This window comes from Pseudomonas sp. GD04015, assembly GCF_029837675.1.
In the GTDB taxonomy this organism is placed as follows: Bacteria; Pseudomonadota; Gammaproteobacteria; order Pseudomonadales; family Pseudomonadaceae; genus Aquipseudomonas; species Aquipseudomonas paralcaligenes.
Genome location: NZ_JAOEEE010000019.1, coordinates 28,612 through 53,371 on the forward strand (window position 1 = coordinate 28,612; position 24,760 = coordinate 53,371).

At 66.1% G+C, this 24,760-nt stretch carries 19 protein-coding genes; 3 read left to right on the plus strand and 16 right to left on the minus strand.

Going from position 1 to position 24,760, the window contains the following annotated elements; genetic code table 11:
* Positions 1-15: 15 nt before the first annotated feature.
* From N7640_RS16325 to rpsU, 4 genes are all read right to left on the minus strand, one after another.
* Complete coding sequence (locus N7640_RS16325) at positions 16-3,363, minus strand: EAL domain-containing protein (protein WP_279904572.1); 3,348 nt, start codon at positions 3,361-3,363, stop codon at positions 16-18.
* Between the two features lie 85 nt (positions 3,364-3,448).
* A complete protein-coding gene (gene rpoD, locus N7640_RS16330) occupies positions 3,449-5,293 on the minus strand; it encodes an RNA polymerase sigma factor RpoD (protein WP_279904571.1) in 1,845 nt (614 codons plus the stop codon).
* Between the two features lie 67 nt (positions 5,294-5,360).
* Complete coding sequence (dnaG, locus tag N7640_RS16335; RefSeq protein WP_279904570.1) at positions 5,361-7,349, minus strand: DNA primase; 1,989 nt, start codon at positions 7,347-7,349, stop codon at positions 5,361-5,363.
* 152 nt (positions 7,350-7,501) lie between these two features.
* The gene (rpsU, locus tag N7640_RS16340; RefSeq protein ID WP_021702507.1) at positions 7,502-7,717 is read right to left on the minus strand and encodes a 30S ribosomal protein S21; all 216 of its coding nucleotides are present in this window, start codon (positions 7,715-7,717) and stop codon (positions 7,502-7,504) included.
* 204 nt (positions 7,718-7,921) lie between these two features.
* On the opposite strand from rpsU, the gene tsaD reads away from it, so the two are divergent.
* Entirely contained in the window at positions 7,922-8,947 is a 1,026-nt protein-coding gene (gene tsaD, locus N7640_RS16345) for a tRNA (adenosine(37)-N6)-threonylcarbamoyltransferase complex transferase subunit TsaD (RefSeq protein ID WP_279904569.1), read from the plus strand.
* Positions 8,948-8,966: 19 nt separating this feature from the next.
* On the opposite strand, the gene plsY is transcribed toward tsaD, so the two are convergent.
* Positions 8,967-9,536 carry a glycerol-3-phosphate 1-O-acyltransferase PlsY gene (gene plsY, locus N7640_RS16350; protein ID WP_220813797.1) on the minus strand — a complete coding sequence of 190 codons (570 nt, stop codon included), beginning with the start codon at positions 9,534-9,536 and terminating at the stop codon, positions 8,967-8,969.
* Positions 9,537-9,611: 75 nt separating this feature from the next.
* Between plsY and folB the strand changes: the two genes are divergently transcribed.
* Both folB and folK read left to right on the plus strand, forming a co-directional pair.
* Complete coding sequence (folB, locus tag N7640_RS16355; RefSeq protein WP_279904568.1) at positions 9,612-9,965, plus strand: dihydroneopterin aldolase; 354 nt, start codon at positions 9,612-9,614, stop codon at positions 9,963-9,965.
* Positions 9,962-10,492, plus strand: coding sequence for a 2-amino-4-hydroxy-6-hydroxymethyldihydropteridine diphosphokinase (folK, locus tag N7640_RS16360; protein ID WP_279904567.1), 531 nt, complete (start codon positions 9,962-9,964; stop codon positions 10,490-10,492). The genes folB and folK overlap by 4 nt, the downstream gene beginning before the upstream one ends.
* 73 nt (positions 10,493-10,565) lie before the next feature.
* On the opposite strand, the gene N7640_RS16365 is transcribed toward folK, so the two are convergent.
* The 11 genes from N7640_RS16365 to N7640_RS16415 all read right to left on the minus strand — a co-directional run bounded on the left by N7640_RS16365 (position 10,566) and on the right by N7640_RS16415 (position 24,685).
* The gene (locus N7640_RS16365; protein WP_279904566.1) at positions 10,566-11,804 is read right to left on the minus strand and encodes a multifunctional CCA addition/repair protein; all 1,239 of its coding nucleotides are present in this window, start codon (positions 11,802-11,804) and stop codon (positions 10,566-10,568) included.
* 79 nt (positions 11,805-11,883) lie between these two features.
* A complete protein-coding gene (locus tag N7640_RS16370; RefSeq protein ID WP_279904565.1) occupies positions 11,884-13,449 on the minus strand; it encodes a SpoVR family protein in 1,566 nt (521 codons plus the stop codon).
* Between the two features lie 10 nt (positions 13,450-13,459).
* Positions 13,460-14,731 (minus strand): YeaH/YhbH family protein, encoded by a 1,272-nt coding sequence (locus tag N7640_RS16375; protein ID WP_220813802.1) that lies wholly within the window; start codon positions 14,729-14,731, stop codon positions 13,460-13,462.
* Between the two features lie 114 nt (positions 14,732-14,845).
* Positions 14,846-16,768: a PrkA family serine protein kinase gene (locus N7640_RS16380; protein ID WP_220813803.1), complete on the minus strand. Its 1,923-nt coding sequence runs from the start codon at positions 16,766-16,768 to the stop codon at positions 14,846-14,848.
* 275 nt (positions 16,769-17,043) lie between these two features.
* Positions 17,044-17,373, minus strand: coding sequence for a thiosulfate sulfurtransferase GlpE (glpE, locus tag N7640_RS16385; RefSeq protein WP_279904564.1), 330 nt, complete (start codon positions 17,371-17,373; stop codon positions 17,044-17,046).
* Positions 17,370-18,191 carry a symmetrical bis(5'-nucleosyl)-tetraphosphatase gene (locus N7640_RS16390; protein WP_279904563.1) on the minus strand — a complete coding sequence of 274 codons (822 nt, stop codon included), beginning with the start codon at positions 18,189-18,191 and terminating at the stop codon, positions 17,370-17,372. The genes glpE and N7640_RS16390 overlap by 4 nt, the downstream gene beginning before the upstream one ends.
* Positions 18,191-18,571: a Co2+/Mg2+ efflux protein ApaG gene (gene apaG / locus N7640_RS16395; RefSeq protein ID WP_279904562.1), complete on the minus strand. Its 381-nt coding sequence runs from the start codon at positions 18,569-18,571 to the stop codon at positions 18,191-18,193. The genes N7640_RS16390 and apaG overlap by 1 nt, the downstream gene beginning before the upstream one ends.
* A gap of 31 nt (positions 18,572-18,602) precedes the next feature.
* Positions 18,603-19,415, minus strand: a complete 813-nt coding sequence (gene rsmA, locus N7640_RS16400; protein WP_220813807.1) for a 16S rRNA (adenine(1518)-N(6)/adenine(1519)-N(6))-dimethyltransferase RsmA — start codon at positions 19,413-19,415, stop codon at positions 18,603-18,605.
* A 135-nt stretch (positions 19,416-19,550) separates the two neighbouring features.
* A complete protein-coding gene (pdxA, locus tag N7640_RS16405; protein WP_279904560.1) occupies positions 19,551-20,549 on the minus strand; it encodes a 4-hydroxythreonine-4-phosphate dehydrogenase PdxA in 999 nt (332 codons plus the stop codon).
* Positions 20,550-20,643: 94 nt separating this feature from the next.
* Complete coding sequence (locus N7640_RS16410) at positions 20,644-21,936, minus strand: peptidylprolyl isomerase (protein WP_279904559.1); 1,293 nt, start codon at positions 21,934-21,936, stop codon at positions 20,644-20,646.
* The gene (locus tag N7640_RS16415) at positions 21,917-24,685 is read right to left on the minus strand and encodes an LPS-assembly protein LptD (protein ID WP_279904557.1); all 2,769 of its coding nucleotides are present in this window, start codon (positions 24,683-24,685) and stop codon (positions 21,917-21,919) included. The genes N7640_RS16410 and N7640_RS16415 overlap by 20 nt, the downstream gene beginning before the upstream one ends.
* Positions 24,686-24,760 lie beyond the last annotated feature (75 nt).

Here is a 24,760-nt window from a genome sequence, read left to right on the forward strand (position 1 = left end):
AGAAGGAGCGGCGGATTATACCGGCGCCTTTTCCGCGCTGCCAATCGGCAGGGGGCCGAGAAAGTTGGTGGCGAAGGATTCGGCCGAGAGCGGGCGGCTGATCACGTAGCCCTGGATCTGTTCGCAGCCCTCGCTGGCGAGGAAGGCTTCCTGGGCCTTGGTTTCCACGCCCTCGGCGATCACCGACATCTGCAGGCTGCGGCCCAGCGCGATGATTGCGCGGGTGATGGCGACATCGTCCGGGTCGCCGGGAAGGCCGAGGACGAAGGACTTGTCGATCTTGAGGATGTCCAGCGGCAGGCGCTTGAGGTAGCTGAGGGACGAGTAGCCGGTACCGAAGTCATCGATGGCCAGCTGCAGGCCCAGCGACTTGAGTTCGTGGAGTACCAGCAGCGCTTCCTCGGCCTGGTTCATGATGAAGCTCTCGGTGATCTCCAGTTGCAGGCAGCTGGCCGCCAGGCCGAAGTCGTCGAGGGTGCCGGCGATGCGCTCCACCAGCTTGGGCTGGCGCAGCTGGCTGCCGGACAGGTTGACCGACAGCGGGCCGAACGGCGCGTGGCTTTCCTGCCAGGAACGCATCTGCCGGCAGGCTTCCTGCAGCACCCAATCGCCTAGCTGGAGGATCATGCCGTTGTCTTCGGCCAGCGGGATGAAGCGATCCGGCGGAATCTCGCCGAACAGCGGATGGTGCCAGCGCAGCAGGGCTTCCGCGCCGACCAGGGTCCTGCTGGTCAGACACAGCTTCGGCTGGTAGTAGAGGCTCAGTTCGCCGCGCTCGATGGCGCGGCGCAGCTCCAGCTCCAGGGTCATGCGCTCGGTGGCCTGGAAGGTCAGGTTGCGGGTGTAGAACTCGACCCGGTTGCGGCCCTTGGCCTTGGAACTGTACATGGCCGCGTCGGCGTTCTTGACCAGGGTGGCGACGTCCTCGCCATCCCTCGGGTACAGGCTGATGCCGATGCTGGCGCTGATGAAGAACTCGCTGCTCTCGGTGTGGAAGGGGGTGTTGAAACAGTTCAGCAGCTTGGTCGCCACCCGTTCGGCGTCGGCGGGCAGCTGCAGGCCGGGCAGCAGCACGATGAACTCGTCGCCGCCCTGCCGCGCCACCGTGTCGATGTCGCGCAGCTGGCCGCGCAGGCGCTGGGCGATGCTCTTGAGCAACTGGTCGCCGACCGGGTGGCCGAGGCTGTCGTTGATGTGCTTGAAGCGGTCCAGGTCGAGGAACAGCACGGCGCCCTGGCCGCGCTCGGTGCGGGCCTCCTGCAGCGCCTTGTCCAGGCGGTGTTCGAACAGCGCGCGGTTGGGCAGGCCGGTGAGCGGGTCGTGGTGCGCCTGGTAGTCCAGCCGTTCCTGGGCCTGCTTGAGCGAGCTGATGTCGGCGAACACACCGACGAAGTGGGTGATCTGGCCGTCCTGGCCACGCACGGCGCTGATGGTCAGCCATTCGGGGAACTCCTCGCCGTTCTTGCGCCGGTTCCAGATCTCGCCCTGCCAGTGTCCTTCCTCGTTCAACTGGCGCCACATGTCCTTGTAGAAGGTCCGATCATGCCGTTCGGAGGCGAGCAAGCCGGGCTTCTGGCCGAGTGCCTCGGCCTCGCTGTAGCCGGTGATCTCGCTGAAGGCGCGGTTGACCGCGGTGATGCGCTGCTCCAGGTCGGTGATCATCACGCCCTCGGCCGTGCTCTCGAAGACGGTGGCGGCCAGGTGCAGGCGCTCCTCCATCTGCTCGCGGTCGGTGATGTCGCGGGCGATGGTGAGCAGGCAGGGTTCGTCCTCGATCATGATCGCCTGGACCGAGAGTTCGCCCAGGCGCAACCTCCCGTCGCAGGCGTTGAGCCAGGCGCGGAAGTCGCGCAGGCCGCCATGCTGGCGTACCGCCTCGACCATGCGCAGGCGGTCCTCCGGGTTGGCCCACATGTTCAGCTCCCGGGTGGTGTGCCCGAGCGCCTCTGTGATGTCGTAGCCGGTGATCCGGGTGAAGCCTTCGTTGGCCTCGAGGATCAGCCCGTCGCGCGAGCGGGTGATCAGCAGGCCGTCCGGCGAGGCGTGGAAGGCCTTGGCGAACTTCTCTTCGGACAGGCGCTGGGCCTGCTCGATGCGCTTGGCCTCGCTGATGTCGACCATCAGGCCGTGCAGCAGCGGGCCGTCGTCGCCCGGCATCGGCGTGACGATGTCGCGAATCCACACGGTGCGGCCGTCGGCCGCCAGCATGCGGTAGTCGAAGCCGGCCTGGCCCTCGCCCTGGATGTGCCGGTGCGCGTGCTCGGCGTCGTCCGGGTGCAGGTGGCGCTGCCAGAAGCCCGGCTCCAGCCATTCGTCCAGGGGATAGCCCAGCAGCTTCTCGGCGTGCGGCGAGACGTAGGTGAAGCGCTGCTCCTTGAGGCGCATCTGCCAGGCCACCGCGCTGAGGCTCTCGATGAGGCCGCGGTAGTGCTGTTCGCTGCTGCGCAGGCGTTCTTCCAGGCTTCGGCCCCTGCGCATCTCCTGACGCAGCCTCTGGTTGATGCGCAGTACGGTGGCCAGTATCAGCAGGGCCAGTAGGAAGACGGGGATGCCATAGGGGAGGGCGCGCAGCCAGGCGTCGCGTTCGTCCAGCACGCCGCCGACCCAGGGCTCGCGTAGCTTGGCGATTTCCTTCTCGGTCAGTTCGGCGAACAGCTTGTCGAGGATGCCGATCAGCGGCGTGTTCTGGTGCGGCGCGGCCATCGCCAGTTGATAGCGGTAGGGTGTCTCGCCGGTGATGCTGAGGCCGTCCAGCTTCAGCTCGCGCAGGCTCCAGACACTGGAGGCGAGGTCGCCGATCATCGCGTCGGCCTGGCCTGTGGCGAGGGCCTGCAGCGCGGCCTCGACGCTGGGCAGCGGCAGCAGGTTGAGGTCGGGGTGGCGGTTGCGCAGGATGACGTGGGGCGCGTAGTCCATCACCACGGCGATCTTCAGGCCGTACAGCTGGTCCAGCCTGCGCGGCTGCGGGCCGCTGCGGTGAGCGAGGATGACGATGGGAAAGTCGAGGTAGGGGCGGGTGAAGGCCAGGTCGCGCTGACGCTCGGGGGTCGACATGATGCCTGGCAGCAGGTCCACCCAGCCTTCCTGGGCGCGGGCCAGCACTTCGCTCCAGTCGTTCGAGGCTACCGGCTGCATCCGGATCTTGAGGCGCTCTTCGATCAGCCTGATATAGCTGGCGCTGAGGCCGCTGTAGCGGCCTTGTTCGTCGCGGAACTCGAAGGGCGGCCATGAGGGGTCGATGCCCAGGCGCAGCTGTGGGTGGTCGGCCAGCCAGGCCTGCTCCTCCGGGCTGAGCTCGAGCGCCGCCGCCGGGAGCGCCCAGCACGCCAGACACGACAGGAGAATGGCCAGCAGACGCGACATGCGGCGGTTCCGGGAAGCGTTGGATACTCTTGTCAGTGTAGCCGGCGCAGAAGCAAAAACCCCGGCGGGTGCCGGGGTTTTGCCATCATTCGTCGAGGAATGAGCGCAAGTGCTCGCTGCGCGTTGGGTGGCGCAGCTTGCGCAGCGCCTTGGCCTCGATCTGGCGGATGCGCTCGCGGGTGACATCGAACTGCTTGCCCACTTCCTCGAGGGTGTGGTCGGTGTTCATGTCGATGCCGAAGCGCATGCGCAGCACCTTGGCCTCGCGGGCGGTGAGCCCGGCCAGGACTTCGCGGGTGGCTTCCTTGAGGCTTTCCACGGTCGCCACTTCGATCGGCGACTGCATGGTGGAGTCCTCGATGAAGTCGCCCAGGTGCGAGTCTTCGTCGTCGCCGATCGGCGTCTCCATGGAGATCGGCTCCTTGGCGATCTTCAATACCTTGCGGATCTTGTCCTCGGGCATCTCCATGCGCTCGCCCAACTCTTCCGGAGTCGGCTCGCGGCCCATCTCCTGCAGCATCTGGCGGGAGATGCGGTTGAGCTTGTTGATCGTCTCGATCATGTGCACCGGGATACGGATGGTGCGCGCCTGGTCGGCGATCGAGCGGGTGATCGCCTGGCGGATCCACCAGGTGGCGTAGGTCGAGAACTTGTAGCCGCGGCGGTATTCGAACTTGTCCACCGCCTTCATCAGGCCGATGTTGCCTTCCTGGATCAGGTCGAGGAACTGCAGGCCGCGGTTGGTGTACTTCTTGGCGATGGAAATCACCAGACGCAGGTTGGCCTCCACCATTTCCTTCTTGGCGCGACGGGCTTTCGCCTCGCCGATGGACATGCGGCGGTTGATGTCCTTGATCTCGGCGATCACCAGGCCGGCGTCGGCCTCGATGGCGCTCATCTTCTCCTGGCAGCGCTGGATGTCGGCCTGCAGGTTGCCGATGGCCTCGGCGTACTTGGCCTTGCCCTTGGCCAGGCCGGCGGACCATTCGGTGGAGACTTCATTGCCGGGGAACAGCTTGAGGAAGTCGGCACGCGGCATGCGGGCGTCACGCACGCACAGCTGCATGATGGCGCGCTCCTGGGCACGAACCTGCTCCAGGGAGCCGCGAACGCGCTCGACCAGGGCATCGAACTGCTTGGGCACGAGCTTGATCGGCATGAACAGCTCGGCCAGCGTCGTTTGCTCCTGTTCCACCTGCTTGCTGCCGCGGCCGTGCTTCTTCAGGGCCTTGCGGGTCTTCTCCAGCTGATCGGCGACCGCGCCGAAGCGGCGGGCGGCTTCTTCCGGGTCCGGGCCACCATCGCCTTCGTCGTCGGAGTCGGAGTCGCTTTCCTCCTCCTCTTCCTCGTCGTCCTTGGTCTCGGCGGCGGCTTCCTTCAGCTCGGGCACGACTTCCTCGGCCGGCAGGCTGCCGTCATCCGGGTCGATGTAGCCGCTGAGCACGTCGGACAGGCGACCGCCTTCGGTGGTGACGCGCTGGTATTCGGCGAGGATGCTGTCGACGGTGCCCGGGAACAGGGAGATGGCGCCCATGACTTCACGGATGCCTTCCTCGATGCGCTTGGCGATTTCGATCTCGCCTTCGCGGGTCAGCAGCTCCACGGTGCCCATTTCACGCATGTACATGCGCACCGGGTCGGTGGTGCGGCCGATATCGGTCTCTACCGCGGCCAGCGCGGCGGCGGCTTCTTCGGCGGCGGCTTCGTCGGTGTCGGCTTCGGCCAGCAATAGGGCATCCGCATCCGGAGCGCTCTCGAATACGTTGATCCCCATGTCGTTGATCATGCGGATGATGTCTTCCACCTGTTCCGGATCGGAAATATCCTCCGGCAGGTGGTCGTTGACCTCGGCGTAAGTCAGGTAACCCTGCTCACGACCACGGCTGATCAACTCTTTCAAACGAGACTGCTGTTGCGCTTTTCCGGACATAGCACCCTATCCACTGAAGGTCTTGGCGGGCTGAAAATAAGCCGAGGATTATACCCGATTTGGCGCATCACGCGCCAGTTGGGCTCTCGCTGTCGGTCGATGGAGCGTGACTGAAGTGCTCTCTCAATAGAGCCTTTTCCTCGTCGCTCAGTTCGCTGGGGCTCTTGTGCATGACGCTCCGCAACAGTTGATCGCGGCGTTTCTTCAGCTGGCCGTGGGTAAGTGTAGTAATGGTGTCGAAGAACTGCTTTTCAAGATTGTCGCCTTCGATCAGCCACTCCTTTTCCGCCAGGGCACGCAGCAGGCGGCCCTGTTCGGTGCCGTGCCAGCGGGCGATCAGCTGCAGCGAACGCAGCTTGGGGCTCTTCTGCAGGGTGCCGACCAAGGCGACCAGCAGCTGGGCGTAGGTGTCTTCTTCGTCGGCGAAATGGCTGACATCTTCGACTTTCTGTGCCAGTTGCGGGTGGTGCAGCAGGGTGCGCAGCGCCGTCAGGGTCGGCGTCTCCACGTGCACCGGTTTGCGCGGCGGGGCGCCGTCGCGCGGGCCTTTCTTCCAGTCACCGCCCTTGCGCCACTCGCCATCCTTCTTCCAGGCCTTGCCTTCGCCTTTCTGCCAGGTTTTCTTCGGCTCGTAGGCTTCGGCGGGCGGCTCGATGTGGTTGGCGTAGTCGGCGACATCGCCGTAGTCCGGCTGGGCGTCGTAGTAGTGGCCATAGTCCGTCGGCGGCTCGTGGCTGGCGCTGGGGGCGGGTGGTGCGTTCTGCGCGGCCTGCTGCAGCATCTCGCCGCTGAGCCCGGTGATTTCCGAGAGGCGCTGACGCATCAGGGCGCGCAGGTGGTTGCCGGGAATCTTGTCGATCAGCGGCGCAGCCAGGGTCACCAGGTGCGCCTTGCCTTCCAGCGAGCGCGGGTCGGCTTCTTCCGACAGTTGCTGGAAGAAGTAGTCGGCCAGCGACTGGGCATGCTGGTTGATGCGGGCGCGGAAGGCGTCGGTGCCTTCCTGACGCACCAGGGTGTCCGGGTCCTCGCCCTCGGGCAGGAACAGGAAGCGTGCGCGGCGGCCGTCCTGCAGGTTCGGCAGGGTGGCCTCCAGGGCGCGCCAGGCGGCCTTGCGGCCGGCGCCGTCGCCATCGAAGCAGAACAGCACGCTGGGCACCAGGCGGAACAGGCGCTTGAGGTGTTCCTCGCTGGTCGCCGTGCCGAGGGTGGCGACGGCGTTGCGCAGGCCCTGCTGGGCCAGCGCGATGACGTCCATGTAGCCCTCGACCACCATGATCTCGTCGAGGTCGCGATTGCTCTTGCGCGCTTCGTAGAGGCCGTACAGTTCCTGGCCCTTGTGGAACACCGGCGTTTCCGGTGAGTTCAGGTACTTGGGCTTGTCGTCGCCCAGCACCCGGCCGCCGAAGGCGATGACCCGGCCCCGGCTGTCGCGGATGGGAAACATCACCCGGTCGCGGAAGCGGTCGTAGCGCTTGCCGCTCTCGGCGTTCTCGATCAGCAGGCCGGCATCGATCATCGCCTTCTGCTGCATGCCGTCGCCGCCCAGGTGCCTGAACAGGTTGTCCCAGCCCGGCGGGGCGAAGCCCAGGCCGAAGTCGCGGGCGATCTCGCCGGTCAGGCCGCGTCCCTTGAGGTAGTCCACCGCGGCCTTGCGCGTCGGGTGGCTCTTCAGGGCCTGGCGGTAGTAATCGGCGGCGGCGGTGAGCAACGGGTAGAGCGGCGAGTCGGTCGGCTGCCGCGGCGTGCGACCGCTGTCTTCCCGGGGCACGTCCATGCCGGCGCGCTTGGCCAGATCCTCGACGGCCTGGGGGAAATCCAGGCTGTCGTGGTCCATGACGAAGCCGAGGGCGTTGCCGCCCGCGCCGCAGCCGAAGCAGTAGTAGAACTGCTTGTCGGGGCTGACGCTGAAGGAGGGGGTCTTCTCCTTGTGGAACGGGCAGCAGGCCGTGTAGTTCTTGCCGGCCTTCTTCAGTTGGATGCGCGAACCCACCACTTCGACTATGTCGGTGCGGTTGAGCAGGTCATCGATGAAGGATTGCGGGATCAGGCCGGCCATGGGTTCGTCAGCGTGCGGATGCCAGAGGCGGGAGCATAAACGAAAAAACTCCGGTCATTCGCCGGTCGGCGAAGCGGAGTCGGGTGGAGCCTGAAAATGCAAAGCCCGGCCGGAGCCGGGCATCGCGGAAGCCTAGCGGCGCGACTGATAACTCAGTACAGGCGCTCGCGGCGGCGCTGTTCGCGCTGCACTTTCTTGGCGTGGCGCTTGACGGCGGCTGCGGCCTTGCGCTTGCGCTCGGTGGTGGGCTTCTCGTAGAACTCGCGGCTGCGAACTTCGGCCAGTACACCGGCTTTCTCGCAGGAGCGCTTGAAACGACGCAGAGCTACGTCGAAGGGTTCGTTCTCTTTAACTTTGACGGCTGGCATCCAGGTCGTACCTTCACTGTTTTACCGAATGGACGACGCGATCCGGCAAGGGCACGGGAGTACGTCGGTTTTCAAGGGCTGCGGATATTAACGCCTCGCGCAGCGGAATGCAAAGCCTCTGATCGAAAAGCGCTGGCCCGGTCAGGGGGCGGCGATTATCATGCGCGCCTTCTTTTTTAGCCAGTGTTGAAGGTTTTAATCCCCATGCTAGTGCTGGGCCTGGAAACCTCCTGCGACGAGACCGGTGTCGCCCTCTACGACAGTGAGCGCGGCCTGCTGGCCGATGCCCTGTTCAGCCAGATCGACCTGCATCGCGTCTACGGCGGCGTGGTGCCGGAGCTGGCCTCGCGCGACCACGTCAAGCGCATGCTGCCGCTGATTCGCCAGGTGCTGGGCGAGGCGGGCGCCGAGGCTGCGCAGATCGAGGCCATTGCCTACACCTCCGGCCCCGGCCTGGTCGGCGCCCTGCTGGTGGGCGCCTCCTGCGCCCAGGCCCTGGCCTTCGCCTGGGGCATCCCGGTGATCGGCGTGCACCACATGGAGGGCCACTTGCTGGCGCCCATGCTGGAAGAACAGCCGCCGGCCTTCCCCTTCGTCGCCCTGCTGGTCTCCGGCGGTCACACCCAGCTGGTGCGGGTCGACGGCATCGGCCGCTACCAGCTGCTCGGCGAGTCGCTGGACGATGCCGCCGGCGAGGCATTCGACAAGACGGCCAAGCTGATGGGGCTGAATTATCCCGGCGGACCGGAAATCGCCCGCCTGGCCGAATCGGGCACGGCGGGACGCTTCACCTTCCCGCGGCCGATGACCGATCGTCCCGGCCTGGATTTCAGCTTCAGCGGCCTGAAGACCTTCACCCTGAATACCTGGCAGCAGTGCCGTGAGGCGGGTGACGCCGGCGAGCAGACCCGCGCCGACATCGCCCTGGCTTTCCAGGACGCGGTGGTCGACACATTGACCATCAAGTGCAAGCGCGCGCTCAAGCAGACCGGCCTGAACAGCCTGGTGATCGCGGGCGGGGTGAGCGCCAACCAGGCGCTGCGCCGCTCGCTGGAAGGCATGCTGGCCGGGCTCAAGGGCCAGGTGTTCTATGCCCGCCCGCGCTTCTGCACCGACAACGGCGCGATGATCGCCTACGCCGGCTGCCAGCGACTGCTGGCCGGTCAGCGCGATGGTCCGGCCATCCAGGTACAGGCGCGCTGGCCGATGGAGCAGCTGCCGGCCATATGAGCCGGGCTCAGGCCGACTATTAGAAATGCCGTTCGCGTCCGGCCATCAGGTCGCGTAGATTGCTGCGGTGGCGCCACACGATCAGCCCGGTCAGCACGCACATCGGCAGCAGCGCCTCGGGGCGTTGCCAGGCCAGCAGCGGCAGGGTCAGCGGGGTGGCGATCAGCGAGGCCAGCGAGCTGGTGCGGGTGAGGAAGAAGGTCAGCGCCCAGGCGGCGAGGGCCAGCAGGGCGGAGGGCGGATAGAGGCCGAGCAGCATGCCGGCGGCGGTCGCCACGCCTTTCCCGCCACGGAAGCGGAAGTACAGCGGATAGAGATGGCCCACCACGGCGGCCAGGCCGATCCAGGCCTGTTGCTGGATGTCGAGGCCGGCGAGGTAGGCGACCAGCACCGGCAGCAGGCCCTTGAGCAGGTCGCCGAGCAGGGTCAGCACGGCCAGTTTCCTGCCGGCCACCCGCAGCATGTTGGTGGCGCCGGGGTTGCCCGAGCCGCTGGCGCGCGGGTCCGGCCCGCCGCTCAGGCGACTGAGCAGAATGGCGAAGGACAGCGAGCCGAGCAGGTAGGCGAGCAGTGCCAGCAGCCAGAACATGGTATCCATTCCGGGGCGAGGGAGCCCCGATTCTAGCGGCGGGACAAGGGTCTTGTCGTCCAGCGGAGACGAGGTTTGGACAAGGTTTTCATCGAGGGGCTGGAAGTCGACACCCTGATCGGCGCTTACGACTGGGAGCGGGGCATTCGCCAGTGCCTGCTGCTGGACCTGACCTTCGCCTGGGACATCCGTCCGGCGGCGGCTGGGGACGATCTGGGCAAGGCGCTGGACTACGCTGCAGTGAACCAGCAGGTGCAGGCGTTCGCCGCCGCCGCGCGCTTCGAGCTGGTGGAGACCTTCGCCGAGCGCCTGGCCGAGCTGTTGCTGGAGCGCTTCGGCCTGTCCTGGCTGCGCCTGCGGGTGACCAAGCCCGGCGTCAACGCCGCGGCCCGTGCGGTGGGTGTGGAAATCGAGCGCAGCCGGCCATGACTCCCATCTTCCTCGGGCTGGGCAGCAACGCCGACCGCGAGCTGCGCCTGGCCGCCGGCCTGGATGCACTGGCCGGCTTTCTCCACGATCTGCGCTGTTCGCCGGTGTTCGAGAGCCGGCCGGTGGGCATCAAGAGCGGCAACTTCTACAACCTGGTGGTCAGCGCCCGCACCGACCTGCCGCTGCACGAGCTGGATCGCCGCCTCAAGTTCATCGAGGCCGACAACGGCCGCTATGCCCCGGAGCGCAAGGGCCTGCCCCTGGATATCGACGTGCTGCTGTACGACGACCTGATCGGCAGCTTCGACGGCCTGGTGCTGCCCCGGGCGGAAATCCTGAAGAATGCCTTCGTGCTCTGGCCACTGGCCCTGCTGGCGCCCGAAGCCGTTCACCCCGAGGCGAAGCGGACGTTCGCCGAGCTGTGGGGCGAGGCGCGGATCGACCAGCAGCTGTGGCCGGCGCCGTTCCGGTGGCGTGGCGCCGAGCTGACGCCGGCCGAGCTGCTCCGGGCCTATCCCGCGCCGTAATCGCTTCGTGAGGGCCCTGCCGTAGGGGGCGCGGGGCCGGGCACCTTGCGGGGCTTCGGTGCGCATGGCGCACCTACGTTGGCGTGTCCTGCCGGTCTTTCTTGTAGGCCTTGAGCGCCTTGAGGCGTTCGCGCTTGAGCGCTTCGCCCAGTTCGGCACCCTTGAATCCCCGCTCGACCAATGGCTGCACCGCCACCGCGCGGGCGGCCTGCATGACGCCGCGCAGGTAGTCGGCCTGGGGGTAGTCGCGCTGTTCCAGCCCCTGACGGCCGCGGGCATCCATTTCGCAGGCGGCGAGGAATTCCTCGAAGCGCTGGGGGCGGCGGTACACATCGAAGCGCTGCAGCAGCTCCAGCAGGGTGGTCGGGCGCAGCTCCAGGGCGCGATGGCCGTGGGTGTGATATTCGCCGACCAGCAGGGCCAGCTCGGCGCAGTCGCGGGGCGCCTTGCAGCGCTGGTTCACCGCGTCGATCAGCTTGAGCCCGCGCACTTCGTGGGCGATGTGGCGCGGCCACTCGCTTTCCGGGGTGCGCCTCTTGCCCAGATCGTGCAGCAGACAGGCCCAGCGCACGGTCAGCGGTTGCCCATGCTCGGCGCACTGGCGTAGCACCATCAGGCAATGCACACCGGTATCCACTTCCGGATGGTGCGCCTCGGGCTGAGGTACGCCGAACAGCGCGTCCACCTCCGGCAGCAGTTCGGCCAGGGCGCCGCAGTCGCGCAGTACCTGGACGAACACGTCCGGCCTCGGTTCCATTAGGGCGCGGGAAATCTCCTTCCAACTGCGTTCGGGCGTCAGTGCCTGCAGCTCGCCGGACTCCGCCAGTTGGCGCATCAGCGCCAGGGTCTCGTCGGCCACCTCGAAGCCCAGCGGCGCGTAGCGGGCGGCGAAGCGGGCCACCCGCAGCACGCGCAGCGGGTCTTCGGCGAAGGCGGGGGAGACGTGGCGCAGCAGCCGCGCCTGCAGGTCCCGCAGGCCGCCGTAGGGGTCGATGACCTGCCCGTGTTCGTCCTCGGCCATGGCGTTGATGGTCAGGTCGCGGCGAATCAGGTCTTCTTCGAGGGTGACGTCCGGGCTGGCGTGGAAGGTGAAGCCGCCGTAGCCCTTGCCGGATTTGCGCTCGGTGCGGGCGAGGGCGTATTCCTCGCCGCTGGCAGGATGCAGGAACACCGGGAAGTCGCTGCCCACCGGGCGATATCCTTCGGCCTGCATGGCTTCGGCGGTGGCACCCACCACCACCCAGTCGATGTCGCTGACCTCGCGCCCGAGCAGGCGGTCGCGCACGGCGCCGCCAACCTTGTAGATCTGCATGTCGATTCCTCCGTTGCGGCGGAGGATAAGCGAAAACGCCACAGCGGGCTCTGCTCTGAGCGAGCAGGACCCGCCTCCGCTAGATCGGCGGTATCGCCAGGTCCAGGCGCGGGTATTCGTTGTCGCTGTCCTGCTCGGTGCGGGGTGGCACGTGCTGCACGCCGATGATCTGTTCGCCGCGCATGCTCTCCAGGTGGATGTCGAAGCCCCACAGGCGGTGCAGGTGCTTGAGCACTTCCTGGGTGGAGTCACCCAGCGGCTTGCGGTCGTGCTGCTGGTGGCGCAGGGTCAGTGACCTATCGCCGCGGCGGTCTACGCTCCAGATCTGCACGTTGGGTTCGCGGTTGCCCAGGTTGTACTGCGCCGCCAGGGTCTCGCGGATCTGCCGGTAGCCCGGCTCGTCGTGGATGGCGGGGATCAACAGCTCGTCCTGCTGGTCGTCGTCGAGCACGCTGAACAGCTTGAGGTCGCGGATCACCTTGGGCGAGAGGAACTGCAGGATGAAGCTCTCGTCCTTGAAGTTCTGCATGGCGAACTTGAGGGTGGAGAGCCAGTCGCTGCCGGCGATGTCCGGGAACCAGCGCTTGTCCTCCTCGGTGGGGTGCTCGCAGATGCGGCGGATGTCGCTGTAGATGGCGAAGCCCAGGGTGTAGGGGTTGATGCCGCTGTAGTAGGGGCTGTCGAAGCCGGGCTGGTAGATCACCCCGGTGTGCGACTGGAGGAACTCCATCATGAAGCCCTCGGTGACCAGGCCCTCGTCGTACAGGTCGTTCATCAGGGTGTAGTGCCAGAAGGTGGCCCAGCCCTCGTTCATCACCTGGGTCTGGCGCTGCGGGTAGAAGTACTGGGCGATCTTGCGCACGATGCGCACCACCTCGCGCTGCCAGGGTTCCAGCAGCGGCGCGTGCTTCTCCAGGAAGTAGAGGATGTTCTCCTGCGGCTCGGCGGGCCAGCGCTTGTTGTCCTGCTCGTGGCCCTTGCTGGCGCTCTTCGGGATGGTCCGCCAGAGGTCGTTGATCTGTTTCTGCAGGTGTTCCTCGCGGTCCTTCTGCCGGCGCCGTTCCTCCTCGGCGGAGATGGGGTAGGGGCGTTTGTAGCGGTCCACCCCGTAGTTCATCAGGGTGTGGCAGGAGTCCAGCAGTTCCTCCACCGCGTCGATGCCGTGGCGTTCCTCGCACTGCATGATGTACTGCTTGGCGAACACCAGGTAGTCGATGATCGAGCTGGCGTCGGTCCAGGTGCGGAACAGGTAGTTGCCCTTGAAGAAGCTGTTGTGGCCGTAGCTGGCGTGGGCGATCACCAGCGCCTGCATGCACATGGTGTTCTCTTCCATCAGGTAGGCGATGCAGGGATCGGAGTTGATCACGATCTCGTAGGCCAGGCCCATCTGCCCGCGCGAGTAGCCCTTCTCGGTGGCCAGGAAGTGCTTGCCGTAGGACCAGTGGTGGTAGCCCAGCGGCATGCCCACCGAGGCGTAGGCGTCCATCATCTGCTCGGCGGTGATCACTTCGATCTGGTTGGGGTAGGTGTCCAGCGCGTAGCGCTCGGCGATGCGGGCGATCTCGCGGTCGTAGGTGCGGATCAGGTCGAAGGTCCATTCCGAACCGGTGGAGATCGGTTGGCGTCTTTTCTCGGCTGCGCTCATGGTGCTGCCCTCAGGTGACCAGGCGGCGCTGGAACAGCTCGCGGAACACCGGGTAGATGTCCGCGGCGGAGACCAGCTGCTGCTGGGCGAAGGATTTGGCGAAGGATTCGCCGACCTGCTCGTACTCGTACCACAGCGCCTGGTGTTCGCGCGGGGTGATCTCGACGTAGGTGAAGTACTGCATGAACGGCATGATCTGGTTGATCAGGATGTCCCGGCACACCGGCGAGTCGTCGTTCCAGTTGTCGCCGTCCGAGGCCTGGGCGCCGTAGATGTTCCACTCGTTGACCGGGTAGCGCTCGGCCATGATCTCCTGCATCAGCTTGAGCGCGCTGGAGACGATGGTGCCGCCGGTCTCGCGGGAGTAGAAGAACTCTTCCTCGTCCACTTCCTTGGCGCTGGTGTGGTGGCGGATGAACACCACCTCGATGCGCTCGTAGTTCCGCTTGAGGAACAGGTACAGGAGGATGAAGAAGCGCTTGGCGATGTCCTTGGTGGCCTGGGTCATGGAGCCGGAGACGTCCATCAGGCAGAACATCACCGCCTTGGAGCTGGGGTTCGGCTGCTTCACCAGCAGGTTGTACTTGAGGTCGAAGGTGTCGAGAAACGGAACGCGGTGGATGCGCGCGCTGAGGCGCTCGATTTCCGCCTCGATTTCCTGGATATCGCCGAAGTTGTCCGGTTCCTCGCGCTTGAGGCGCTCCAGTTCGGCCTTGGCCTCGCGCAGCTTGCCGCGGCTGGAGCCGGACAGGGCGATGCGCCGGGCATGGGCCGATCTCAGGGTGCGGACGATGTTGATGCGCGAAGGGTTGCCCTCGCTGCTGATGCCAGCGCGCACCGTCTTGAAGGTGTCGGCGCCGGTCAGGTGGCGCTTGATCAGGTTGGGCAGCTCCAAGTCCTCGAACATGAAGTCGAGGAACTCCTCCTGGGTGATCTGGAAGACGAACTCGTCCATCCCCTCGCCGGAGTTGCTCGCCCGCCCGGAGCCGCGCCCGCCGCCACCGCCCTGGGGGCGCTGCACCCGGTCGCCGGCGTTGAATTCCTTGTTGCCTGGGTGAACGATGGTCTGCCGCCCGCCGCGGCCGTGATGCAGCACCGGCTCGTCGATGTCGCGGCCGGGGATGCTGATCTGTTCGCCGTGCTCCATGTCGGTGATGGAGCGCCGGCTGACCGCCTCCTCGACGGCCTTCTTGATGTGTTCGCGGTAACGCCGCAGGAAGCGCTGGCGGTTCACCGTGCTCTTGTTCTTGCCGTTCAGACGCCGGTCGATGACGTAGCTCATAGGAGTCCCCTTCGGGGCAGCTTCAAGCGACAAGCTTCAAGCTACAAGTTAGGGCGGAGCGGCGTGTACCGTTGCTCTTTCTTGCCGCTTGAGGCTTGCAGCTTGCGGCTGCTCTTACTGCGACTTGCGAACCCGCAGATACCATTCGGACAGCAGGCGTACCTGCTTCTCGGTATAGCCGCGCTCGACCATGCGTTTGACGAAGTCGTTGTGCTTCTGCTGATCCTCCTTGCTGGCCTTGGCGTTGAAGCTGATGACCGGCAGCAGGTCCTCGGTGTTGGAGAACATCTTCTTCTCGATCACCACGCGCAGCTTCTCGTAGCTGAGCCAGGTGGGGTTCTTGCCGTTGTTGTTGGCCCGGGCGCGCAGCACGAAGTTGACGATCTCGTTGCGGAAATCCTTCGGGTTGCTGATGCCGGCCGGTTTCTCGATCTTCTCCAGTTCCTCGTTGAGGGCCACGCGGTTGAGGATCTCGCCGGTCTCCGGGTCGCGGTATTCCTGGTCCTGGATCCAGAAGTCGGCGTACAGCACGTAGCGGTCGAAGATGTTCTGCCCGTACTCGCTGTAGGACTCCAGGTAGGCGGTCTGGATTTCCTTGCCGATGAACTCGATGTAGCGCGGTGCCAGGTATTCCTTGATGTAGCGCAGGTAGCGCTCGCGCACCTCGGCGGGGAACTGTTCCTGCTCGATCTGCTGCTCCAGCACGTAGAGCAGGTGCACCGGGTTGGCGGCGATCTCGTGCGGGTCGAAGTTGAACACCTTGGACAGGATCTTGAAGGCGAAGCGGGTCGACAGGCCGTTCATGCCCTCGTCGACGCCGGCGCTGTCGCGGTATTCCTGGATCGACTTGGCCTTGGGATCTGTGTCCTTGAGGTTCTCGCCGTCGTAGACGCGCATCTTCGAGTAGATGTTGGAGTTCTCCGGCTCCTTCAGGCGCGACAGGGTGGAGAACTGGGCGAGCATCTTCAGGGTGTCCGGCGCGCAGTGGGCGTTGGCCAGTGAGCTGTGGGTGAGCAGCTTGTCGTAGATCTTGATCTCGTCGGTGACGCGCAGGCAGTAGGGCACCTTGACGATGTAGATGCGGTCGATGAACGCCTCGTTGTTCTTGTTGTTGCGGAAGCTGTGCCACTCGGATTCGTTGGAGTGGGCCAGGATGATGCCGCTGTAGGGCAGGCCGCCGAGGCCCTCGGTGCTGTTGTAGTTGCCTTCCTGGGTGGCGGTCAGCAGCGGGTGCAACACCTTGATCGGCGCCTTGAACATCTCGACGAATTCCATCAGGCCCTGGTTGGCCCGGCACAGCGCGCCCGAGTAGCTGTAGGCGTCGGCGTCGTTCTGCGGGAACTCCTCCAGCTTGCGGATATCGACCTTGCCGACCAGCGCGGAGATGTCCTGGTTGTTCTCGTCGCCCGGTTCGGTCTTGGCGATGGCGATCTGGTTGAGGATCGAGGGGTGCAGCTTGACCACGCGGAACTTGCTGATGTCGCCGCCGAATTCGTTGAGGCGCTTGGTGGCCCAGGGCGACATGATCGAACTCAGGTAGCGCTGCGGGATGCCGTATTCCTCTTCGAGGATCCGGCCATCCTCGTCGGCGTTGAACAGGCCGAGGGGCGACTCGAACACCGGCGAGCCCTTGATGGCATAGAAGGGAATATGCTCCATCAGCTGCTTGAGCTTCTCGGCCAGGGAAGACTTGCCGCCGCCCACCGGGCCCAGCAGGTAGAGAATCTGCTTCTTCTCTTCCAGGCCCTGGGCGGCATGGCGGAAGTAGGACACGATCTGGTCGATGCACTCTTCCATGCCGTGGAAGTCGGCGAAGGCCGGATAGCGGCGGATCACCTTGTTGGAGAAGATCCGTGACAACCGCGGATCGGCTGAGGTGTCCAGCAGCTCGGGCGAGCCGATGGCCATCAGCATGCGTTCGGCCGCCGTGGCATAGGCGCTACGATCCGCTTTGCACAACTCAAGGTATTCCTGCAGGGAATATTCTTCCTGCCGAGTCGCCTCGAATCGTTGCTGGAAGTGGCTGAATATACTCATGACTGCACCTCGCTCGCTTGCAATGAGCCGGCGCGGGGCATTCGGGCGGGTGCGCGCAAGGGGGCCGTACAGCCTTTGGAAATCCCCCAGACACCGCAAAGACGCTACCGATGGCCCGGAACCGGTGTGCCGGCTCTCCCTTCTGGATGGCCTTGGCTTAAGAGTAGTTCGGTTTCGGTGGGGTCAAGCGTGGCGAAAGGGTGACAAAGGGTTGCCATTCGTCGACAGGCACCCTGCAGGCCGGGTGTGGCGCGGCTTGCGCCACGCGAATTTTTTTACTCGGCCTCGCCTCGGGATACCTGATCGGGGTACTGGCCGTGCCACAGCTCGAAACCACCGTCGAGGCTGTAGACCTCGGAAAAGCCCTGATGTGCCAAATAGGCGGCGGCGCTCTGGCTGGAATTGCCGTGGTAGCAGGTGACGATCAGCGGCTGGTCGAAGTCGGCTGCGGCGATGAAGGCCGCCAGGCTGTGGTTGTCCAGGTGCCGGGAACCGCTGATGTGGCCGTTGGCGAAGCTCTGCGGGTCGCGGATGTCCACGACCACGGCACCCTGTTCGCGCAGGGCTTGGGCCTGTTCCGGGGGAATGCGTTTGAATTCGCTCATTTCTGCTCCTCGCAGCTGCACAGGTGGCGCTCGCCGCTGTCGACGTTCATCAGGGTCATGCTGCCGCCCCACACGCAGCCGCTGTCCAGGGCGGACAGGCCGGGTTCGTTGCACTTGCCTTCCAGCGCCGCCCAGTGGCCGAAGATGATCTTCTGGCCGCGGGTCTTGCGCTGGGGCCAGCTGAACCAGGGCGCGTAGCCGGGCGGGGCGCTGTCCAGGCCTTCTTTGCTCTTCAGGTCGAGGGCGCCGTCTTCCGTGCAGAAGCGCATGCGGGTGAAGTAGTTGGTGATCACCCGCAGGCGGGCCGCGCCCTGCAGGTCGCTGTCCCAGCGGGTGGGTTCGTTGCCGTACATGCCGTCGAGGAACAGCGGCAGGCGGGCGTCGTCACGCAGCGCTTCCTCGACCTCGGCAGCGCGCTTGAGCGCCTTCTTCAGCGTCCACTGCGGTGGGATGCCGGCATGCACCAGGGCGATGTCGCGCTGCTCGTCGTGGTGCAGCAGCTTCTGCAGGCGCAGCCACTCGATCAGGTCGCCGCGGTCCGGCGCTTCGAGGATTTCCCGCAGGGTATCGCTCTTCTTCAGCCGCTCGATGTTGTGGGCGGCGGCCAGCAGGTGCAGGTCGTGGTTGCCCAGCACGCAGACCAGCGAGTCGCGCATGGCGTAGAGGAAGCGCAGGGTCTCCAGCGACTGCGGGCCGCGGTTGACCAGGTCGCCGACCAGCCACAGTCGATCCCTGGCCGGATCGAAGGCGACCCGTTCCAGCAGGCATTTCAGGGGCTGCAGGCAGCCCTGCAGGTCACCCACCGCATAGGTCGCCATCAGTGCAGCACCCCCGGTACGGCCAGGCGGAAGGGCGCGATCGGCGCGTCGAAGCGTTTGCCGTCGTCGGCCAGCATCTGATAGCTGCCGTGCATGTTGCCGACCTTGGTCGCCATCACCGTGCCGCTGCTGTAGGTATGGCTCTGCCCCGGCTCCAGGTGCGGCTGCTGGCCGATCACGCCGGCGCCGCGCACTTCCTGCACGCGGCCATCGCCGTCGGTGATGATCCAGTGGCGGCTGAGCAGCTTGGCCGCCTGGCTGCCGCTGTTGAGGAGGGTGACCTTGTAGGAGAAGGCGTAGCGGTTCTGCTCCGGCGTCGACTGCTCCGGCAGGTAGCGGGTTTCGACGCTGACGTCGATCTGGTAACGCGAATCGGCCATCGGGATGAACTCGGCGGGCTGGAAAGGCAGTTTAGTCCGTTTGGCCAGAGGCCTGTCGTTCGGCCAACTGGTCGGCCAGGCGGACGAAGGCCGCCAGGTCCAGCTGCTCGGGGCGCAACCCGCCATCCACGCCGGCGGCTTCGATGGCCTCGTTCGGCAGCAGTTGCTTGAGGGTGTTGCGCAGGGTCTTGCGGCGCATGTTGAAGGCCTCGCGCACGACTCGTTCCAGCAGACGATGGTCCCTGGCCGGGTGCGGCAGGGTCTCGTGCGGGACCAGGCGGACGATGGCCGAATCGACCTTGGGCGGCGGGTTGAAGGCGCCGGGGCCGACGTTGAACAGGTGTTCCACCCGGCAATGGTACTGGACCATGATCGACAGCCGGCCCCAGTCACCGCCACCCGGCTCGGCGGCCAGGCGCTCGACCACTTCCTTCTGCAGCATGAAGTGCATGTCGCGGATCAGCGGCGCGTTGTCCAGCAGGTGGAAGATCAGCGGGGTGGAGATGTTGTAGGGCAGGTTGCCGACCACCCGCAGGCTGTGGGGCGTGGCGTCCAGGCGGGTGAAGTCGAACTTCAGCGCGTCGCCCTGGTTGAGGCGGAAGTTGGGGTTGCTACCGAACCTGGCCTGCAGGATGGGGATCAGGTCGAGGTCCAGTTCGATCACATCGAGCTGCGCGCCGCTGCCTAGCAGCCCCTCGGTCAGCGCGCCCTGGCCCGGGCCGATCTCCAGCAGGCGCTCGCCTTCCTTCGCGTGGATGGCGCGCAGGATGCGGTGGATCACCCCGGCATCGTGCAGGAAGTTCTGGCCGAAGCGCTTGCGCGCGCGGTGTTGGTATTCGGACATCGGTACGGCTCCAGGCCTTGGGCTGGCGCCCGCGGCGGACAAGGCGAAAGGGGCGCAGTTTAACAGGGAAAGCACGGGCAAGCCCCGGCCGGTAGCCGGGTGCAATCCGGGCGGCCGTGCATCCGGGCGATGTTTCTATGCCTGGCGCCGGCTGGCGGCCATCTGGTAGGCGGTTTCAAGGGCCACCCGCAGGCTGCCGGTATCGACCTTACCGCTGCCGGCCAGGTCCAGGGCGGTGCCGTGATCGACCGAAGTGCGGATGATCGGCAGGCCCAAAGTGACGTTGACCGCCGCGCCGAAGCCCTTGTACTTGAGCACCGGCAGGCCCTGGTCGTGGTACATGGCCAGCACCGCGTCGCAGTGTTCGAGATGCTTGGGGGTGAACAGGGTGTCGGCCGGCAGCGGGCCGATCAGGTCGAGGCCCTCGCCGCGCAGGCGCTCCAGGGTCGGCTCGATCACCTCGATTTCCTCGCGCCCCAGGTGGCCGCCTTCGCCCGCATGGGGGTTGAGGCCGCAGACCAGGATGCGCGGGCGGGCGATGCCGAGCTTCTCCACCAGATCGGTGTGAAGGATGCGTGCGACCCGCGCCAGGCGCTCGGCGGTGATGGCGGCGGCCACGTCCTTGAGCGGCAGGTGGGTGGTCACCAGGGCCACGCGCAGGCCACGGGTGGCCAGCATCATCACCACCTGCTCGGTGTGGGTCAGCTCGGCGAGGAATTCGGTGTGGCCGGAGAAGGGGATGCCGGCCTCGTTGATCACGCCCTTGTGCACCGGAGCGGTGATCATCCCGGCGAAGGTGCCGTCGATGCAGCCTTTGCCGGCGCGGGTCAGGGTCTCCAGCACATAGGCGGCGTTGGCCTCGTCCAGCTGGCCGGCGGCCACGGGGGCTGCCAGCGGCGTGTCCCAGACGTACAGGCTGCCGGCTGGTGCGGGCGCCTCCGGCCAGCTTCCGGGACCGACCTCGCGCAGTTCGATGTGCAGGCCCAGCTGTTCCGCGCGCTCGGCCAGCAGGGCGCGGCTGGCGACGGCCACCAGTGCTTCGGGCTGGGCCTCGCGGGCCAGTAGTAGGCACAGGTCCGGGCCGATGCCGGCGGGCTCGCCGGGGGTGAGGGCAAACAGGCGGGATGCGGTCATGGGCGGCCTCGTTGGGAGTGCTGGCGGTGGCAGGCGTATCTTACGCCCAAGAAAAAGCCCGGCGGTGCCGGGCTCCTTCGGATCGATCAGGCCGTCAGAGCTTGATCTCGACGTAGGCCTCGTCGCGGATCTGGCGCAGCCAGGCCTGCAGTTCCTCGTCGTACTTGCGGTTGCGCAGGACGTTCATCGCCTGCTGCTCGCGGTACTGCTCGCTGCTGTCGGTGGCGCGGCGGCCGAGCACCTCCAGCACGTGCCAGCCGTAGGGGCTCTTGAACGGCTCGGACAGCTGGCCGCTCGGCGTCTTCGCCATCACTTCGCGGAATTCCGGCACCAGGCTGTTGGGGTCGATCCAGTTGAGGTCGCCGCCGTTGAGCGCCGAGCCCGGGTCTTCGGAGAAGTTCTTGGCCAGGGTGGCGAAGTCTTCGCCGGCGATGATGCGCTGGTACAGGCGCTCCACCAGGCGGCGGGTCTCCGCCTCGCTGCGCACCTCGTTGGGCTTGATCAGGATGTGGCGCACATGCACTTCATCGCGCACCAGGGTGTCGCCGCCGCGCTTCTCCAGCAGCTTGACGATCATGAAGCCGCCAGGGGTGCGGACCGGCTCGGTGATGTCGTCGACCGACAGGCCGCGGATCATCTCCGCGAAGGCCGGCGGCAGCTGGGCGGACTTGCGCCAGCCGATCTCGCCGCCTTCCAGGGCGTTCTCGCTGGCGGAGCTGGACATCGCGGTCTGAGCGAAGTCGGCACCGCCACGCAGGCTGTCGTAGACCTGGGCGGTCTTCTGCGCTGCGGCACGGATCTCGTCCGGCGAGGCTGCTTCTGGTACCGGGATCAGGATATTGGCCAGGCGGAACTCCTCGGACAGCTGGATCTGCCCCAGGTCGGAGGCGAGGAAGTTCTGCACCTCCTGGTTGGTGACCTGGATGCGTTCGGCCACCCGGCGCTGGCGCACCCGGCTGATGACCATCTCGCGGCGGATCTGCTCACGGGCGTCCTCGAAGGACAGGCCGTCGCGGGCGAGGGCGGCGCGGAATTGGTCGAGGGTCAGGCTGTTGCGCTCGGCGATGCTGGCCATCGCCTGGTTCAGTTCCTCGTCCGTGATGCGGATGCCGGAGCGGTCGCCGATCTGCAGTTGCAGGTTCTCGACGATCAGGCGTTCCAGCACCTGCTGTTGCAGCACGTCCTGCGGCGGCAGCTGGCCGCCGCGCTTGCCGATGGTCTGCTCGACCTCGCGCAGGCGCTGGTCCAGCTGGCTGTACATGATCACGTCGTTGTCGACGATGGCGACCACGCGGTCGAGGGACTGGAACTGCGCCTGGGCGCCGGAAGCGAGGAGCACTGCGCCCAGCAGCAGCGGGCGCAGACAATCAGAAAGCTTGATCTTCACGTTCACGATAACCTTGAATGCCTTGCTCGAGGAAACTGTCGGTCTTGCCGCCCAGCACGTTGCCGAGGCCCTTGAGGACGATCTGCAGGAAGATGCCGCGGTCCGGCTCTTCGTTGGTGTCCGGGTTGAGACTGGTTTCGTCGTAGTCGATCCAGTAGCGGTTGATCAGGCGCAGCTTCCAGCAGCAGCTGTCGTATTCGAAACCACCGAAGGCTTCCAGCGTGCGGCTGCGGGCGTAGTCGTGCTGCCAGCGGGCGATCACGCTCCACTGCGGCACCACCGGCCAGATGACCGAGAAGTCGTGCTGCTGGACCTTGTAGTAGTCCTTGATGTAGTTCGGACTGCCCGGCTTGCCGAAGTCGCTGCCGTAGGTCCAGGTACCGCTGGCCTGGTCGTAGCGGATGGTGTCGTTGCGGTAGCGGTAGCCGGCGTTGATCACCTTGTTCGGGTTGTCTTCCGGCTGGTAGTGGAACATCAGGCTGCCGGAGCGGGTGGTGTGGGTTTCACCATCCCAGTTGAAGTCCGAGGTCAGGTGCCAGTCGCGGTTGAAGCGGTACATGTACTCCAGCGCGTAGGGCGACAGATCGGCCGTGGCGTCGTCGCGGGTGCGGTAGTCGATGCCCGGCATCTGCACCTTGCGGTCATCGAAGTAGATGGCCTGGCCGATGCTGAAGCGCTGGCGCTCGAAGCCGTTGTTCTCGATCCAGCGGCTGGTCACGCCCAGCGACAGCTTGTTCTCGTCGCCGATCCGGTCCCGGCCCGAGAAGCGGTTGTCGCGGAACAGCGAGGCGTAGTTGAAGGTGTTCTCGCCGGTGTCGAACACGGGAATTTCTTCCTGGTCTTCCTTCGGCACGTACAGGTAGTAGGCGCGGGGCTCCAGGGTCTGGCGGAAGGCGGTGCCGAACAGCTGGGTGTCGCGGTCGAAGTACAGGCCGCTGTCGATGCTGGCGATCGGCACGCTGCGATCGGGCGAGTCCTCGTAGCTGCCGCCGACCTGGGCCTTGCCGGTGGAGTCCAGCTTCAGGTCGTACTGGGTGTAGGCGTACTTGAGCGTCGGCTTGACGAAGCCCCAGGTCCATTCCATGGGCAGGCTGATGGCCGGCTCCAGGTGCAGGCGGTCGCCTGTGGCGCGGGCCAGGCCGCGTACGTTGTTGTCGTACCAGGGCTCGACGTTGCCGTCCTTGTCGACGAAGTTGCCGCTGCGCAGGTCGCGGTCGAAGCGGACGTATTCGGTGCTGTAGGACAGGCGCAGTCCGGCCGGGTTGAACGGCAGGCGGCCGTCCAGGGTGAGCTGCGGCAGACGCTCGTACGGCGTGACGTCGATGACGCTGGTTGGCTCGTAGGCGTGGGCGTTGAGGCGGGCGGTGAAGCTGTCGCCGCGCCAGGTCAGGGTGCCGCGCTGGTTGAGGAAGTCGGGCGTGCTGAGGTTTTCCAGGTCGCTGCTGAGGTCCTGGAAATAGTAGGGGTCGCTGATGGCGGTGTAGTCCACCTCGGCCAGCAGGCGATCGTTCAGGCCGCCGCGGTGCTGCCAGTTGTACATCCAGCGCTGGTCTTCGTAGTCGGACTGCTGCTCGCGCTCGTCTTCCTTGTCGTCCAGCCATGCGCCGCCGACCTGGCCCTCGGTGTTGCGGGTCAGATAGCGGAACTCGCCCTCCATCAGCAGGCCGCGTTTGGCCATGTAGGTCGGATAGAGGGTGGCGTCGTAGTTGGGCGCCAGGTTGAAGTAGTAGGGCGTGGACAGCGAGAAGCCGGTGTCGCTGGAGGTGCTGATACCCGGTGCGAGGAAGCCGGACTGGCGGCGATCGTCGATCGGGAAATAGATGTAGGGGGTGTAGAACACCGGAATGTCCTTCACCCGCAGCGTCACGTTGGTCGCGGTGCCGAAGCCGGTGGCCGGGTTCAGCTTGATGTTGTTGCCCTTCAGGTGCCAGGCGTTGCTGCCCGGTTCGCAGCGGGTGTAGGTGCCGTCCTTGAGGCGGATGATGGCGCTTTCCTCGCGCTTGGCGTAGAGCGCGCTGCCGCGCACGTGGGCCTTGTGGATCACGTACTCGGCGTTCTCGACCTTGGCTTCGCCGTTGTCCAGCTGGATTTCGGCGCGGTCGCCGACCACCAGCATGCCGTTGTCGCGGATGCGCACGTCGCCCTTCAGCTCGCCGCGGTTCTCGGCCTGGTGCAGGCTGGCCTCGTTGGCCTCGATCTGCATGCTCGACTGGCGCAGGACCACGTCGCCGGCGAGGGTGGCGGTCTGCTTCTCCTGCTCGTAGCGCGAGGCCCTGGCGGAGACGAACATGGGCGACTCGTCCAGCGGCGTGCCGTCGCTCATGCCCGGGCGCAGCGGCTCGACGTAGGCGCCGGCGCAGTAGGGGCCGACTTCCGCCAGCTGGGCGCTGGTCAGCTTCTCGCGCGGCACCCAGTCGAGGTGGCTGTAGTCGGCGCTGCGGCTGGTCAGGGCGCGGCCACCGCTCTCGGTGACCAGTACGGTCTGCTCGCCCTGGGCCTGGCCCTTGGCCGGCTGGGCGGCGCTGCCGTCAGCCAGTGTGCTGACGGACGAGGCGCTGTGCTGCGGGCGTGGCAGCTGGGCGGTGGTGTTGCTCTTCGGCGAGCAGGCCCAGCCGCCGGTGGCGGAGGCGGAGCAGTCATACTGCTCGGCAGCGATGACGAGGGGCGCAGCCAGGGGTTGCAGGGCCAGCAGGCCACCGGTTACCAGCAACGGGAATTTTTTACGGAACAGGGGGAGGTTTACTGCCATCTTGTTAGTCCGGGCTTCCTGCGCGCCTTCGACCCGCGGGGGCCGCACGCCTCTCGATGGGCTGAAAAAGATGCT

Coding starts and splice junctions, on each gene's coding strand:
- N7640_RS16325 (WP_279904572.1), bottom strand. CDS start 3,363: ATGTCGCGTCTGCTGGCCATTCTCCTGTCGTGTCTGGCGTGCTGGGCG.
- rpoD (WP_279904571.1), bottom strand. CDS start 5,293: ATGTCCGGAAAAGCGCAACAGCAGTCTCGTTTGAAAGAGTTGATCAGC.
- dnaG (WP_279904570.1), bottom strand. CDS start 7,349: ATGGCCGGCCTGATCCCGCAATCCTTCATCGATGACCTGCTCAACCGC.
- rpsU (WP_021702507.1), bottom strand. CDS start 7,717: ATGCCAGCCGTCAAAGTTAAAGAGAACGAACCCTTCGACGTAGCTCTG.
- tsaD (WP_279904569.1), top strand. CDS start 7,922: ATGCTAGTGCTGGGCCTGGAAACCTCCTGCGACGAGACCGGTGTCGCC.
- plsY (WP_220813797.1), bottom strand. CDS start 9,536: ATGTTCTGGCTGCTGGCACTGCTCGCCTACCTGCTCGGCTCGCTGTCC.
- folK (WP_279904567.1), top strand. CDS start 9,962: ATGACTCCCATCTTCCTCGGGCTGGGCAGCAACGCCGACCGCGAGCTG.
- N7640_RS16365 (WP_279904566.1), bottom strand. CDS start 11,804: ATGCAGATCTACAAGGTTGGCGGCGCCGTGCGCGACCGCCTGCTCGGG.
- N7640_RS16370 (WP_279904565.1), bottom strand. CDS start 13,449: ATGAGCGCAGCCGAGAAAAGACGCCAACCGATCTCCACCGGTTCGGAA.
- N7640_RS16375 (WP_220813802.1), bottom strand. CDS start 14,731: ATGAGCTACGTCATCGACCGGCGTCTGAACGGCAAGAACAAGAGCACG.
- N7640_RS16380 (WP_220813803.1), bottom strand. CDS start 16,768: ATGAGTATATTCAGCCACTTCCAGCAACGATTCGAGGCGACTCGGCAG.
- glpE (WP_279904564.1), bottom strand. CDS start 17,373: ATGAGCGAATTCAAACGCATTCCCCCGGAACAGGCCCAAGCCCTGCGC.
- N7640_RS16390 (WP_279904563.1), bottom strand. CDS start 18,191: ATGGCGACCTATGCGGTGGGTGACCTGCAGGGCTGCCTGCAGCCCCTG.
- apaG (WP_279904562.1), bottom strand. CDS start 18,571: ATGGCCGATTCGCGTTACCAGATCGACGTCAGCGTCGAAACCCGCTAC.
- rsmA (WP_220813807.1), bottom strand. CDS start 19,415: ATGTCCGAATACCAACACCGCGCGCGCAAGCGCTTCGGCCAGAACTTC.
- pdxA (WP_279904560.1), bottom strand. CDS start 20,549: ATGACCGCATCCCGCCTGTTTGCCCTCACCCCCGGCGAGCCCGCCGGC.
- N7640_RS16415 (WP_279904557.1), bottom strand. CDS start 24,685: ATGGCAGTAAACCTCCCCCTGTTCCGTAAAAAATTCCCGTTGCTGGTA.